This window comes from Micromonospora sp. NPDC023869, from assembly GCF_055559695.1.
On the sequence record NZ_JBVHKD010000005.1, the window covers coordinates 351,127 to 365,232 of the forward strand.

The following is a 14,106-nucleotide window of genomic DNA, read 5'->3' on the forward strand; positions in this document are numbered from 1 at the left end:
TCCGGTCGAGCGCGGTCGCCCCACGTGATCGACCGCGGCCGATCACTTTTCGTGGCTGCCCCGAGTCGACTCCGAGTACTCTCGCTCGCCTTTGCTCTGCTTCAACCCGCGCAATGGCCTCTGACCTGCGCTGCTCTGGCCACCGTCGCGCGATGTCGACCTGGATGATCGACACGAAGGGTGACTGTTGCGTGGGTTGAAGCAGAGCAAAGGGGGCCAAGAGGGGGTGGGCGAGCTCCCGCACCTGTGGCTGTCCTGCCGGGTGACCCCCTGGTCGGGCCCGGAGTGATGCCCGCTCCGCCGGACTCTCAGTGGGGGTGGCACCGGACTGTCGTGCCACGTCGCACCGGACAAAGGTGAATATGGGCTTTTTTCGGCAAAACCGTCTATTGCGCCCCGGAGATGTCGTCTGATCGCAGGTAGGCGCCGTGCACGCGGAACGGGCGCCGCTGCCACCTCGACCGGGAGCGCGCGTGCTCGTACTGCTGATCCTGCACTTCGCGGCGGCGCTGGCGGCACCGCTGCTGGTCCGTCGGTGGGGTGCGGACGCCTGCTACCCGCTCGCGCTGGCACCGGCCGCCGCGTTCGGCTGGGCGGTGTACCGCACCCCCGACGTGGTCGACGGCGGTGCGGTGGTCGAGACGTACCCGTGGATCCCGAAGCTCGGGCTCGACCTGGCCTTCCGCACGACCACCCTGTCCTGGGTGATGACGCTGCTGATCGGCGGCGTCGGCGCGTTGGTGCTGGTCTACAGCGCGCGGTACTTCCCGCCGCCGGCCGTCGGTACGGCCCAGTTCGCCGGGGTGATGGTCGGCTTCGCCGGGGCCATGCTCGGCCTGGTCTTCGCCGACGACCTGCTGCTGCTCTACGTCTGCTGGGAACTCACCACGGTCTTCTCGTACCTGCTGATCGGGCACAGCGCCGAGCGGCGTTCCGCCCGCTGGGCCGCCGCCCAGGCGTTGACCGTGACCACGTTCGGCGGCTTGGCCATGCTGGTCGGGTTCATCATGCTCGGGCACCACGCCGGCACCTACCGCCTGTCGGAACTGTCGCAACACCCGCTGCCCGACGGGGCGTACCTGGTCGTGGCGGTGGTGCTGATCCTGCTCGGGGCGCTGTCCAAGTCGGCCCTGCTGCCGTTCACCTCGTGGCTGCCGGTGGCGATGGCGGCGCCGACGCCGGTCAGCGCGTACCTGCACGCGGCGGCGATGGTGAAGGCCGGCGTCTACCTGCTCGGCCTGCTCGCCCCACTGCTCGCGCAGGTGGGTCCGTGGCGTCCGGTGGTGCTGGTCGCCGGGCTGGCCACGATGGTGATGGGCGGCTGGGCCGCGCTGCGGCAGAACGACCTGAAACTGCTGCTGGCGTACGGCACGCTCAGCCAACTCGGCCTGGTGGCGGTGGCGGTCGGGCTGGGCACCCCGGACGCCGCGTTGGCCGGCGTGGCGATGCTGGTGGCCCACGCCCTGTTCAAGGCGGCGTTGTTCCTCGTCGTCGGCATCATCGACCACGGCGCGCACACGCGTGACCTGCGCAAGCTGTCCGGCCTGGGTCGGCGTACCCCGTTCCTGGCGGTGGTGGCCGGACTCGCTGCCGCCTCTATGGCCGGGGTGCCGCCGCTGTTCGGCTTCGTCGCCAAGGAGGCGATCTTCGCCTCCTTCACCGACCGGCCGGTGGCGCTGGCCGTCCTGGTGGTCGGCACCGTCCTCACGGTCGCCTACAGCATCCGGTTCCTCTGGGGCGCGTTCGGCACCCGTCCCGGGCTGGCCCCGACCGAGGTGGACCGGATCCCGGCGGCGATGCTGTGGCCGCCGGCCGTGCTCGCCGGGGCGGGGCTCGTCGCCGGGCCGGCGGCCGGCGCGATCGACCACCTGATCCGCCCGTACGCGCGCCTGCTCGGACCGGTCCACGCGCACCTGACCCTCTGGCCCGGCGTCAACCTCGCGCTCGGCCTCTCCGCGCTGACGCTCACCGGCGGCGCGGTGCTGTTCCTGCTGCGTGGTCCACTGTCCCCGGTGCTGGCGCGGCTGCGGTCCCCAGCCACCGGCCAGCAGGGCTACGAGTGGCTCATCCACCGCTTCGACCGGACCGCCGTGGACGTCACCAGCGTCACCCAGCGGGGTTCGCTGCCGCAGTACCTCGGTCTCATCCTGATCGTGCTGTCTGCCGTGCCGGGCGGAGTGCTGCTGGTGATCCGGCCGTGGGAACAGTCCCTGAAGCTGTGGGGCTCGCCCGCGCAACCGGTGGTGCTGCTGGTGATCGCGATGGCGGCGCTGCTCGCCGTCGGGGCCCGCCGCCGGCTCACCGCGATGCTGCTGGTCGGGGTGACCGGCTACGGCACCGCGATGTTCTTCGTGCTGCACGGCGCGCCCGACCTGGCGCTCACCCAGTTCCTGGTGGAGACCGTGACCATCGCGGTCTTCGTCCTGGTGCTGCGTCGCCTGCCGGAGCGCTTCTCGGTGCGTCCGTTGCGCCGCAGCCGCTGGATCCGCCGGTCCATCGGGCTCCTGGTCGGCCTCACCGTGGCCGGGCTCGCGCTGACCGCCACGGCTGCCCGGCACACCCGCACCATCTCCGAGGACTTCCCCCGGCTCGCCGTCGAGCAGGGGTACGGCCGCAACGTGGTCAACGTGACGCTCGTCGACATCCGGGCCTGGGACACGTTGGGCGAGCTGGCCGTGCTGGTGGCCGCGGCGACCGGGGTGGCCAGCCTGGTCTTCCAGCAGTCCCGCACCGGCCCCCGGCCCCGCCGCCTGGACGCCGACCGGGGGGAGAGCCTGGCCGGGCGGCCGGTGTGGCTGCGCGGCGGCGCCACGCTGATCGAACGCAACCGCTCGATCGTGCTGGAGGTGGTCACCCGGCTGATCTTCCACACCGCCGTACTCTTCTCCTTCTATCTGCTGTTCTCCGGCCACAACGCGCCCGGCGGCGGCTTCGCCGGTGGCCTGGTGGCCAGCCTGGCGCTGACCATGCGCTACCTCGCGGGCGGCCGGTACGAGTTGGCCGAGGCCGCGCCGGTCTCCGCCGGCACGGTGCTCGGCGCCGGGCTGGGCCTGGCGGTCGGCGGCGCGGTGACCTCCCTGCTGGCCGGCGGCGCCGTGCTGCAGAGCGCGCGGATCGACCTCTGGCTGCCGGTGATCGGCGACTTCTATCTGATCACCTCGCTCTTCTTCGACGTCGGCGTCTATCTGGTGGTGATCGGGTTGGCGCTGGACGTGCTGCGCAGTCTCGGCGCGGAGGTGGATCGGCACATCGAGGCGGCCGGTGGGCCCGAGGGCGGGCTCGCCGTCGAGCGTCGGGGCGGCACCCGATGAGCGCCGGGGCGAACCTGGTTTCGTTCGTGGCGATCGGAGTGCTGGTCGGCTGCGGGGTGACGCTGCTGCTGGAGCGCAGTCTGAGCCGGATCCTGCTCGGCATCATCCTGATCGGCAACGGCGTCAACCTGCTGATCATCTTCGGTGGCCGGTCCGGGCGGGCTCCGGTCGCCGGGGTCACCGAGCCGGATCGGATGAGCGACGCGCTGCCCCAGGCCATGGTGCTCACCGCCATCGTCATCACCTTCGGGTTCACCGCCTTCCTGCTCGCCATCAGCTACCGGAGCTGGTATCTGACCGGTGACGACGAGGTGCCCGACGACCTGGAGGACCAGCAGATCGTGCGCCGCGCGGCGCGCCGGGAGGTCTCCACCGCAGACCTCGGCGGGGAACCGCCGGAGAGCGACCCCGAGCAGGTCGACGCGCCCGCGCCGTGGCAGCGCCGCCGCGAGGGGGGCCCGGGATGAGCCGGTACGCGTCGATCCGCCCACGTCGGGGGCACCGATGACCGCCCTCGTGCCGTTGCCGGTGCTGCTGCCGTTGCTGGGCGCGGCACTGACCCTGCTGCTGGCGAAGTGGCCGGTGCCGCAGCGCATCGTCAGCGTGTTCTGCCTGGCCGCCACGCTGGTGGTGGCGGTGCTGCTACTGCTGCACGCCTACCGGCACGGACCGCTGGTGGTGCAGATCGGCGCCTGGCCGGCACCGGTGGGCATCGTGCTGGTCGCCGACCAGTTGGCGGCGTTGATGCTGGTGGTCTCCTCGGCGGTGACCCTGTGCGTGCTGCTCTACTCGATCGGCCAGGGCCAGGCGGAGACCGGCGAGTCCGCGCCGCTGGCCATCTTCCACCCCACCTATCTGGTGCTGACCGCCGGCGTGACGAACGCCTTCCTCGCCGGGGACCTGTTCAACCTCTTCGTCGGCTTCGAGATGCTGCTCGCCGCCAGCTTCGTGCTGATCACGCTGAACGGCACCCGGCTGCGTATCCGCACCGGCTCGACGTACGTGGTGGTCAACGTCCTGGCCTCGATGATCTTCCTGATCTCGGTCGGCCTGGTGTACGCGGCCACCGGCACGCTCAACCTGGCCCACCTGGCGGCCCGCTTCGACGGGCTGCCCGAGGGGGTACGGCTCAGCCTGCAACTGATGCTGCTGCTGGCCTTCGGCATCAAGGCGGCGGTCTTCCCGCTGTCGGCCTGGTTGCCGGACAGCTACCCGACCGCCCCGGCCCCGGTCACCGCCGTCTTCGCGGGCCTGCTCACCAAGGTCGGCGTGTACGCGATCATCCGGACCCAGACCCTGCTCTTCCCCGGCGAGCAGGCCGACCGGGTACTGATGGTGGTGGCCGGGCTGACGATGCTGGTCGGCATCCTCGGCGCGGTGGCCCAGTCGGACCTGAAGCGGCTGTTCTCGTTCACATTGGTCAGCCACATCGGCTACATGATCTTCGGCGTGGGGCTCAGCACCGTCGCCGGGCTGGTCGGGGCCATCTTCTACGTGGTCCACCACATCACCATCCAGACCACGCTGTTCCTGGTCGCCGGCCTGATCGAACAACGCACCGGCAGCACCGACCTGCGTCGGCTCGGCGGACTGGCCCGGCTGACGCCCCTGCTCGCCGTGCTCTTCTTCGTCTCGGCGATGAATCTCGCCGGTATCCCGCCGTTCTCCGGGTTCCTCGGCAAGCTCGGGTTGCTCCAGGCCGGCGTGGCCGTCGGCGGCGCCCTGCCCTGGACGCTGGTGGCGGTGGGCACGCTGACCAGCCTGCTTACCCTGTACGTGGCCAGTCGGGTGTGGAACCTGGCCTTCTGGCGTACGCCCTGCCAGACCGTCGAGTCGACCGCCCCGCTGCCCGCGCTGACCGTCGGCGCCACCATCGCCCTGGTGGCCCTCGGGGTGTCCCTGACCGTGGTGGCGGGCCCGCTGTTCGACGTCACCACCGGCGCGGCCGTCGACCTGCGCGACCGGACCCCGTACATCCACGCCGTACTTCCGGACGGCCCGCCGTGACCGGGACCGACCTCGACGGCGGGCCGGCCGACGGACCGGGTCGGGACGTACGCGGCCGGGCGGGCCGGTGGCGGGACCAGGCCATCGCGGTCGGCTGGCTGGTGCTGGTCTGGAACCTGCTCTGGGGCGAGTTCAGCTGGGGCAACCTGTTGGGCGGGATCCTCGTCGGCGTGGCGGTGCTGGTGTTCTTCCCGCTCCCGCCGGTGACCTTCGCCGGGCGGCTCCGGCCCCGGGGTCTGCTGGTGTTCGGGGGCCGTTTCGTCGTCGAACTGGTCCGGGCCAGCCTGCACGTCGCCCGGATCGCGGTGCAGCCCGGGTACGTGCCCCGCTCGGCCATCGTGGCGGTACGCCTGCGGGTCCGCACCGACCTCAACCTGGCCCTCACCGCCGAGGCGCTCTCGCTGGTGCCGGGCACGTTGATCGTGGACGTGGAACGGGCCAGCGCGACGCTCTACGTGCACGTGCTGGACGTACGCCGACGCAGCGACCTCGCCGACGCGCGCGAGCAGGTACGCGCCGTGGAACAGCGGATCATCGAGGCGGTGGGGTCGACGGCAGAGGTCCGCCGCCTGCGCGCCGACCCGGCCGACAAGGAGTCCCCGTGAACACCGTGCTCATCGTCGTACTCGCCGGTCTGCTGTCGGTGACCGCGCTGCTCGCCCTCGCCCGGCTCTATCGGGGACCGTCGCTGCTGGACCGGGTGATCGCCGCCGACATGCTGCTGGCCACCATGATCGGCGCGGTCGGTGCGGAGGCGGCGATCAACCGGCACGCCACCACGCTGCCGGTGCTGGTGGCACTCGGCCTGCTCGGCTTCGTCGGTTCGGTGTCGATGGTCCGCTTCGCCGTCCGGGAGAAGCCGTGACGGCCGCCGGGTGGGCCGGGGTGTCGGCGGCGACCTGGCTGGACGGGGTGACGCCGGGAGCGGTCGCCGACTGGCTGGGCGCGACCAGCCTGATCGCCGGCGCGCTGCTGAGCCTGGCCGCCGCGATCGGGGTGGTGCGCTTCCCGGACGCGCCGACCCGGATGCACGCGGCCACCAAGCCGCAGGTGCTCGGCGTCCTGCTCCTGCTGCTGGGGGTCGGGCTGCGGCTGCGGACCGTCTCCGACATCGGGATGATCGCGCTGGTCGGGGTCTTCCAGTTGGCCACCGCGCCGGTCGCCGCGCAGATGATCGGTCGGGCGGCGTACCGCAGCGGACGACTGGACCGGCAACTGCTGGAGGCGGACGATCTCGCCGACCGGTGACACGCCGGATTTCGGACGGAGTGATCAATCCGGCACCTTGCGTCTTGCCCGCCGGGGCTGGGCCCAGCAACCTCTCGCAATGACGGGCATCGATCAAGTGGCCGTCCTTCGGCCACCCGTGCACCCACGGTCGGCCGATGCTCGCCCCCGAACCGGGAGGACCCATGAGACCCCGCACCCTCCGTACCGTCGGGCTCGCCGTGGTCGTCGCCACCGCGACGGTCGCCGCGTCGGCCCTCGCGGGCGCGCCCGTGGCCGTCGCCGCGCCGATCACCGCCGCCGTCGCCGCGCCCGACATCTCCCTGACGAACGTCAAGGGACACCTCACCCAGTTCCAGTCGATCGCGACCGCCAACGGTGGCAACCGGGCACACGGCCGACCCGGCTACCTCGCCTCGGTCAACTACGTCCGGGCTCAGCTCGACGCGGTCGGTTACACCACCGCCGTCCAGTCGTTCACCTACAACGGCGCCACCGGCTACAACCTGATCGCCGACTGGCCCGGCGGTGACCCCAACGCGGTCGTGATGACCGGGGCGCACCTGGACAGCACCACCGCAGGGCCCGGCATCAACGACAACGGCTCGGGCTCGGCGGCGATCCTGGAGGTGGCGCTCGCCGTCGCCCGGACCGGGTTCACGCCCGACCGGCACCTGCGGTTCGCCTGGTGGGGCGCGGAGGAGTTGGGGCTGCGTGGCTCGCAGTACTACGTCAACAACCTGCCCACCGCCGAGCGGAGCCGGATCAAGCAGTACCTGAACTTCGACATGGTCGGCTCGCCCAACGCCGGCTACTTCGTCTACGACGGGGACAACTCCGACGGGGTGGGTTCCGGGCCCGGCCCGGCCGGCTCGGCCCAGATCGAGCAGACCATCCAGGCCTACTTCACCTCGATCGGCGTACCGACCCGGGGCACCGACTTCGACGGACGCAGCGACTACGGCCCGTTCATCAGCGTGGGCATCCCGGCCGGCGGCACCTTCACCGGTGCCGAGGGCACCAAGTCCAGCGCCCAGGCGTCACTCTGGGGCGGCACCGCCGGGCAGGCCTTCGACCCCTGCTACCACCGGGTCTGCGACACGCTCACCAACATCAACGACACCGCGCTGGACCGCAACGCCGACGCCATCGCGTACACCGTCTGGACGCTGTCCCAGGTGGCGACCCCACCGCCCGGCACCACGGTCTACAGCGACACCTTCGAGACCGCCACCGGCTGGACCGTCAACCCGGCCGGTACGGACACCGCCACCGCCGGCCGGTGGGAGCGCGCAGACCCCGCCGCCACCAGTAGCTCCGGTGTCGCCACCCAGCTCGGCACCACGGTCAGCGGCAGCTTCGACCTGGTCACCGGCCCGCTCGCGGGCAGCAGCGCCGGAGACCACGACCTCGACGGCGGCGTCAGCACCGTCCAGTCCCCGACGATCACCCTGCCGTCGACCGGCACGCTGACGCTCTCGTTCTCCTGGTACCTGGCCCACCTGAACAACTCCAGCAGCGCCGACTACCTACGGGTACGCGTCGTCGGCATCAGCACGGTCACCGCGCTCAGCGCGACCGGCGCGGCCACCAACCGGGCGGCGTCCTGGCAGACCGGCGGCGCGGATATCTCGGCCCTGCGCGGACAGACCGTCCGAATCGTGATCGACGCCGCCGACGCCAGCACCGCCAGCCTGGTCGAGGCCGCCGTCGACGACGTCCGCATCGTGCAGAGCTAACCGCCCGGGTGTAAGGAAGGGCCCCCTGTTAACGCCTCCGGTATAGCAGGGGTCCCCTCCTAACATCCGAACAGCGGACCGATCGGAAAGAGCGTGGCAGCGCAGCTGTTCGACACGCCGTGCGCACAGCAGCTGCACTGCCACGCACGCCGAGCACCGCACGCCGCACGCCACACGCCGCACGCCGCACGCCACACGCCGCACACCGGGCGCTGAGCTCCGCGCGCTGCGTCGGGTGGGGCGGCCCGACGGTGGCGTGCCACGCGGTCGGGACAGTGCCTCCACAGCCCGCGAGTGGGGCGTCCCCGCCGGTAGAATGACGGGATGATCGACTCTTCTGCCCAGGAGGGCAGCAGTAGCCAGCCGGGTAAGCCCCGGCATCCACACGACCCGACGACCCCGGGAGCCCTGAGCCTCCCGTGTTGATCACCGTCGGTCTCGTACTGATCATCGTTCTGACCATCGCGACGGGCTACTTCGTCGCGCAGGAGTTCGGCTACGTCGCGGTCGACCGGGGCAAGCTCAAGCAGAGCGCCGACGAGGGTGACCAGGCGTCGGCCCGCGCACTGGAGGTCACCGGACGGCTGTCGTTCATGCTCTCCGGCGCGCAGCTCGGCATCACCGTCACCACCCTGCTGGTCGGCTACCTGGCCGAGCCGTACCTCGGCGCGGGCCTGGCCGAGCTGCTCGGCGTCTCCGGCGTCTCGACCGCGGTCAGCCTGCCGCTGTCGGTGGCGCTGGCCCTGGTCATCGCGACCGTGGTGCAGATGGTGGTCGGCGAGTTGGCCCCCAAGAACCTGGCCATCGCCCGGCCCGAGCCGGTGGCCCGGGCCCTGTCCCGTTCCACCCTGGTCTACCTGGCCGTCGCCGGGCCGGTCATCAAGCTGTTCGACCGGGCCGCGGTACGCCTGCTGCGCCGGGTCGGCATCGAACCGATCGAGGAGCTGCCCAGCGGTGCCACGCCGGAGGACCTGGAGCAGATCATCGCCGAATCCCGGCAGGGCGGTCACCTCGACGCCGAGATGTCCGAGCTGCTGGACCGGGGGCTCGACTTCCGGCAACTGACCGCCGGTGAGGCCATGGTGCCCCGGGTCGACGTGCACACCGTCCTGGCCCACGAGCCGATCAGCCGGGTGGTCGAGCTGCTCGACACCGGCCGTTCCCGTTTCCCGGTACGCGGCACCGAGGGCGTCGACGACCTGGTCGGCGTGATCGGCATCGCCGACGTACTCGGGGTGCCGCCGGCGCAACGCGCCACCACCCCGGTCAGTACGGTCGCCGGTCCGCCGCTGCTCGTACCCGAGACGTTGCCGTTGCCCATCGTGCTGGACCGGCTGCGGTCCGGGCACCGGCAGCTCGCCTGCGTGGTCGACGAGTACGGCGGCTTCGCGGGCGTCATCACGTTGGAGGACATCGCCGAGGAGCTGGTCGGCCCGATCCGCGACGAGGACGATCCGCCGGAGCGGGCCCCGGCGCGGCAGGAGGACGGCTCGTGGGTGGTGCCGGCACGCTGGCGCATCGACGAGGTCGCCGACAGCACCGGCATCGCTCTGCCCGAGGGCCCCGAGTACGACACCCTCTCCGGGCTGGTGATGCGGGAGCTGGGCCGGGTACCCGAGGTCGGTGACCGGCTGGAGATCAGCCTGTTGGCCGACGGTGAGCACGGGCCGGGGCCGCGTGCCCTGGTCGAGGTGCTCGCGGTGGACCGGCACGTGGCCGACTCGGTCCGGCTCCAGCTCGCCGGCGGGCCCGAGGAGGTGGGCGCGTGAGCACCGGATTCGCGCTGATCACCTCGGTGGTCCTGCTGGCACTCAACGGGTTCTTCGTCGCCGCCGAGTTCGCGCTGGTGGCGAGCAAGCGGTACCGACTGGAGCAGGCGGCGGCCGGCGGCGGCCGGGCGGCGAAGGCCGCCCTCGACGGCGTACGCGAACTGTCGCTCATGCTGGCCGGCGCGCAACTCGGCATCACCCTGTGCACGCTGGGCCTCGGTGCGTTGGCCGAGCCGGCGATCGAACGGCTGGTGGGGCCGCTGCTGCACGCCGTCGGTCTGCCCTACGGCGCCAGCCACGTGATCGCGCTGATCTTCGCGCTCAGCCTGGTCACCTTCCTGCACCTGGTGGTCGGCGAGATGGCGCCGAAATCCTGGGCGATCACCCACCCGGAGCGGTCCGCGTTGCTGCTGGCCCTGCCGTTCCGGGCCTTCGCCCGGGTGGCCCGGCCGGTGCTGTCGGTGCTCAACGCGGTGGCCAACGCGATGCTGCGGCTGTTCAAGGTCAACCCGCAGGACCAGTTGGCCCAGGTGCACGGCCCGGACGAGTTGCGCATGCTGCTGGAGCAGTCGCACGAGCACGGGCTGCTCGGCGCCGCGCAGCACGAGCTGCTGACCAGCATGCTCCAGTTGCAGGCGACCACGGTGGCGCAGGTGATGGAGCCCTTCGACCGGATGGTGACGGTCCGTCGGGAGGACCCGGTGGACCGGATCGAGCAGGTCAGCCGGGACAGCGGCCGGTCCCGGATGGCGGTCCTGGACGCCGCCGGTGACGTCTGCGGCCTGGTGCACGTACGGGAGGCGGTGCGTGCCACCGCGGTCCGGCCGGACGCCCGGGCGGTGGACCTGATGAACGAGGCGATCACCCTGCCCGGCACGGCCACCGTGACCGAGGCGGTGGCCGTGATGCGGGCCCGCCGCTCGCAGCTCGCGCTGGTGCGCAACGGCGGGGGGCCGGCCCGGCCGGTCGGCTTCGTCGCCCTGGAGGACCTGCTGGAGGAGGTCATCGGGGAGTTCGACGACGAGACCGATCCGATCCCGCGTGCGGTACGCCGCCTGAGGTAGGAGCGACACGGATGCGGCTGACGGGGGTGTCACCAGAGTCGGGCGGTACGGGCCTGACGGTGCAGACCGCGCTGGCCAATCCGAGCACCCGCCCCGGCCTACGCCTGCCGGGGCGGGTGAACCTGATCGCCGGGGCGGTCGACGTACCGGTCCTGCACGTCCGGCTCGGCCTGGTCAGCTCGGTCGAGCCGGACGACCCGGAGGCCCCTCGACGGTTGGTGCAGTTCCACCAGGCACAGGTGGCCGACGCGCTGGTGCTGCGGGCGGGCCGGGCGCGGTCGATCCCGTTCGAGTTCCCGCTGCCGTGGGAGACGCCGGTGACCACGTACGGCGGGGTGCCGCTGCTCAGCCTGCGGATGGGGCTGCGTACCGAGGTGGCGCTCGACCCGGCGCTGGACCAGGGAGCGATGGTGCCGGTCTTCGTCCACCCGCTGCCCACCCAGCAGCACATCCTGGCCGCGCTGGACACGCTGGGGTTCAGCGTGCGCCAGTCGGGGCTGGTCGACGGGCGGCTGCCCGGGGTGGAGCAGACCCTGCCGTTGCACCAGCGGTGGGGTTTCTGGGTCGGGCCGCTCTACGCCGGGCCGATCACCGAATTGGAGGTGATCTTCGTGGCCAACTCCGCCGGCCTCGAGGTGATCCTCTGGTGCGACCGTCGGCTGGCGCTGGCCGGGGTCACTCACACCAGCATCAGCCGGTTCCGCATCTGGCACGCCGACGCCGATCAGCGCGACTGGATCTCCGTCGTGGACGGTTGGCTGCGTCAGACGATCAACCGGCACGCGGCAGCGGCCGCACAGGCCGACTGGTCGGCCACCATCACCGACTCCGCCCACGTCAGCCGCCCGCCCGACCGGCCGATCGCCCCCGGGTTCGGCCTGGGCGGCACGGCCGGCGGCGCGGGTGTCGGTGGCGGTGGGGGCGGCGGCGACGGCACCTGACGCCCGTCGCGTCATCCCACGCACGTTCCCGTATCGGGGCACCTCGCGCCCGTCGGTGTGAGGAGGGGTCCCCTGCTATACCTCAGGCGTTAGCAGGGGACCCCTCCTTGCACAAACCCCGCCCAGAGCGGTCAGCCCTGCGCGAGCTTGAAGCCGAAGCCGAGGAACAGCGCGCCCACAGCGCTGGTCGCCCCCGCGGACAGTCGGCGTCGTCGACTGAACTGGGCGGCCAGGAACGTGCCCGCGAAGATCAGCGCGGTCAGGTACAGCAGGCTGGTCACCTGCGCGATCAGGCCGAGCAGCAGGAAGGACAGCGCCGGCCAGGCATACGTGGGGTCGACGAACTGGATGAAGAACGAGACGAAGAAGAGGATCGCCTTCGGGTTGAGCAGGCTGATCATCATGGCCTTGCGGAACGGGCTGCGCATCTCCGCCGGCTTCGCGGCGTCGATCAACCGCGGCGTGTCCGGGTCGTTGCGGTCCCGCCAGCGCCGCCAGGCGCCGCGCAGCATGGTCACCCCGACATAGGCCAGGTACGCGGCACCCGCGTACTTGATCACGAGGAAGACCGGTGGGTACGCCTTGAGCAGCGACGCCACCCCGGCGGCGGAGAGGACCATGAGCACCGCGTCGCCGACGAGCACCCCGCCCGCGGCCCGGTACCCGACGCCCACCCCGCGCCGGGCGGCGGTGGAGAGGACGAAGAGCGAGTTCGGTCCGGGCAGCAGGATGATGGCGACCGTGCCCAGCACGTAGGTCCAGATGTCGGTGATCCCCAGCACGCTCGACATCATCCGGCCGCGCTGGCCCGCGAGAGAAGCCTTTCCCGAAGCCTGACCTGTGCGTTCGGCCACTCGTCGGCGGTCATCGAGTACTGCACGGTGTCCCGCCACGAGCCGTCCGGCCGCTGCCGGTGCTTGCGCAGCACGCCTTCCCGGGCGGCGCCGAGCCGTTCGATGGCCCGCTGCGAGCGCTCGTTGCGGATGTCGGTGTGCCAGACCACCCGGATCGCGCCGAGGTCGTCGAAGGCGCGGCCGAGCAGCAGCAGCTTCGCCTCGGTGTTGATCCCGGTACGCCACCAGGGCCGTCCGAGGTACGTGTAGCCGATGGCCAGCGACCGCCGGTCGTCGTCGATCTCGTAGTACGAGGTGGAGCCGACGATGGCCCCGGTCACCGCGCACCGTTGCGCCCAGGCGACCCGCTCACCACGGTGCTGGGCGGCCAGCGCCGTCGCGATCTCGTCGCGCAGCGCCTCCGGGTCGGTCGGCTGGGGGACGCCCAGGTGCCGCCAGACCTCCGGGTCGACGGTGGCCGCGTACAGCTCGTCGGTGTGCGACAGGTCCAGCGGTTCCAGCCGGACGTGCGTGCCGCGCAGGTCGGCCGCCTGGTGCCACGGCGTGCCGGCCGGTCGCAGGTACGCCGGCACCGGCGCGGTGACCCCGGCGTCGGGTTGCGGCGGCCCGGCGGTCAGCCGCAGCGGCACCACCCCGGCCCAGTGGGGCAGCGCCAGGTCGGCGGGTTCGTCGCGGACGCCGCCGGTACGCGTGCGGACGGAGACCTCCCGCAGCGGCAGCGCCATCAGCGCGGTCTCGGCCAGTTCCCGTCGGCTCGGCGGGCGGCTCTGCGCGGCGCGGCCGGTGCCGATCTTCTCCATCAGGGCGGTGAAGACCTCGGCCCGCCGGTCGGTGTCGGTGACCAGGTGGGCGGTGCCGTGCGCGATCACCGAGCGGTAGTTGGCGCTGTGGTGGAACTGCGACCGGGCATAGACCAGGCCGTCCAGCAGGGTGACCGCCACGCACACCGGCAGGCCGTCGCCACGGGCGGCGAGCAGCGGCCGGCTGCCGGTGGAGCCGTGCAGATAGAGGGTGTCGCCGACGCGGACGTGCAGGGTGGGCAGGACGCGGGGCTCACCGTCCACGGTGAAGGCGAGCGCGCAGTGGTACGCCTCGTCGAGCACCGCGTGCGCGGCGTCGCGGTCGTAGCTCATCCGCTCCCGGGAGCGACTGGCGGTGGTGCGGGGGGTCGGCGAGTACATGCTCCCACCTTTG

General features: G+C 72.0%; 12 protein-coding genes. 10 read left to right on the plus strand and 2 right to left on the minus strand.

Annotated features, from left to right (window positions below):
• Positions 1-473: 473 nt before the first annotated feature.
• The 10 genes from ACZ31C_RS17775 (at position 474) to ACZ31C_RS17820 (ending at position 12,058) form a co-directional block, all read left to right on the plus strand.
• Positions 474-3,311, plus strand: coding sequence for a Na+/H+ antiporter subunit A (locus ACZ31C_RS17775; protein ID WP_465796194.1), 2,838 nt, complete (start codon positions 474-476; stop codon positions 3,309-3,311).
• The gene (locus ACZ31C_RS17780) at positions 3,308-3,778 is read left to right on the plus strand and encodes a Na(+)/H(+) antiporter subunit C (RefSeq protein ID WP_131053514.1); all 471 of its coding nucleotides are present in this window, start codon (positions 3,308-3,310) and stop codon (positions 3,776-3,778) included. The genes ACZ31C_RS17775 and ACZ31C_RS17780 overlap by 4 nt, the downstream gene beginning before the upstream one ends.
• 37 nt (positions 3,779-3,815) lie before the next feature.
• Complete coding sequence (locus ACZ31C_RS17785) at positions 3,816-5,318, plus strand: Na+/H+ antiporter subunit D (protein WP_350693827.1); 1,503 nt, start codon at positions 3,816-3,818, stop codon at positions 5,316-5,318.
• On the plus strand, positions 5,315-5,923 hold the full coding sequence (locus ACZ31C_RS17790; protein ID WP_465796195.1) for a Na+/H+ antiporter subunit E: 609 nt from the start codon (positions 5,315-5,317) through the stop codon (positions 5,921-5,923). Before ACZ31C_RS17785 ends, ACZ31C_RS17790 begins: the two co-directional genes overlap by 4 nt.
• Complete coding sequence (locus ACZ31C_RS17795; protein ID WP_131053511.1) at positions 5,920-6,183, plus strand: MrpF/PhaF family protein; 264 nt, start codon at positions 5,920-5,922, stop codon at positions 6,181-6,183. The genes ACZ31C_RS17790 and ACZ31C_RS17795 overlap by 4 nt, the downstream gene beginning before the upstream one ends.
• Positions 6,184-6,230: 47 nt before the next feature.
• Entirely contained in the window at positions 6,231-6,566 is a 336-nt protein-coding gene (gene mnhG, locus ACZ31C_RS17800) for a monovalent cation/H(+) antiporter subunit G (RefSeq protein WP_465796252.1), read from the plus strand.
• A gap of 164 nt (positions 6,567-6,730) precedes the next feature.
• Complete coding sequence (locus ACZ31C_RS17805) at positions 6,731-8,284, plus strand: M28 family metallopeptidase (protein WP_465796196.1); 1,554 nt, start codon at positions 6,731-6,733, stop codon at positions 8,282-8,284.
• A gap of 419 nt (positions 8,285-8,703) precedes the next feature.
• Positions 8,704-10,053 (plus strand): hemolysin family protein, encoded by a 1,350-nt coding sequence (locus tag ACZ31C_RS17810; RefSeq protein WP_465796197.1) that lies wholly within the window; start codon positions 8,704-8,706, stop codon positions 10,051-10,053.
• Positions 10,050-11,117, plus strand: a complete 1,068-nt coding sequence (locus ACZ31C_RS17815) for a hemolysin family protein (protein ID WP_465796198.1) — start codon at positions 10,050-10,052, stop codon at positions 11,115-11,117. Before ACZ31C_RS17810 ends, ACZ31C_RS17815 begins: the two co-directional genes overlap by 4 nt.
• 11 nt (positions 11,118-11,128) lie before the next feature.
• A complete protein-coding gene (locus ACZ31C_RS17820) occupies positions 11,129-12,058 on the plus strand; it encodes a sporulation protein (protein WP_465796199.1) in 930 nt (309 codons plus the stop codon).
• A gap of 131 nt (positions 12,059-12,189) precedes the next feature.
• Here ACZ31C_RS17820 and leuE read toward each other — a convergent pair whose 3' ends face one another.
• Both leuE and ACZ31C_RS17830 read right to left on the minus strand, forming a co-directional pair.
• Positions 12,190-12,852: a leucine efflux protein LeuE gene (gene leuE / locus ACZ31C_RS17825; protein WP_465796200.1), complete on the minus strand. Its 663-nt coding sequence runs from the start codon at positions 12,850-12,852 to the stop codon at positions 12,190-12,192.
• A complete protein-coding gene (locus ACZ31C_RS17830; RefSeq protein ID WP_465796201.1) occupies positions 12,849-14,093 on the minus strand; it encodes a bifunctional pyridoxamine 5'-phosphate oxidase family protein/GNAT family N-acetyltransferase in 1,245 nt (414 codons plus the stop codon). The genes leuE and ACZ31C_RS17830 overlap by 4 nt, the downstream gene beginning before the upstream one ends.
• Between the last annotated feature and the right edge of the window lie 13 nt (positions 14,094-14,106).

What these genes read in the sequence shown, in the direction of transcription:
- ACZ31C_RS17785 (WP_350693827.1), top strand. Translation starts at nt 3,816, where the DNA reads ATGACCGCCCTCGTGCCGTTGCCGGTGCTGCTGCCGTTGCTGGGCGCG.
- ACZ31C_RS17780 (WP_131053514.1), top strand. Translation starts at nt 3,308, where the DNA reads ATGAGCGCCGGGGCGAACCTGGTTTCGTTCGTGGCGATCGGAGTGCTG.
- ACZ31C_RS17805 (WP_465796196.1), top strand. Translation starts at nt 6,731, where the DNA reads ATGAGACCCCGCACCCTCCGTACCGTCGGGCTCGCCGTGGTCGTCGCC.
- ACZ31C_RS17830 (WP_465796201.1), bottom strand. Translation starts at nt 14,093, where the DNA reads ATGTACTCGCCGACCCCCCGCACCACCGCCAGTCGCTCCCGGGAGCGG.
- leuE (WP_465796200.1), bottom strand. Translation starts at nt 12,852, where the DNA reads ATGATGTCGAGCGTGCTGGGGATCACCGACATCTGGACCTACGTGCTG.
- ACZ31C_RS17820 (WP_465796199.1), top strand. Translation starts at nt 11,129, where the DNA reads ATGCGGCTGACGGGGGTGTCACCAGAGTCGGGCGGTACGGGCCTGACG.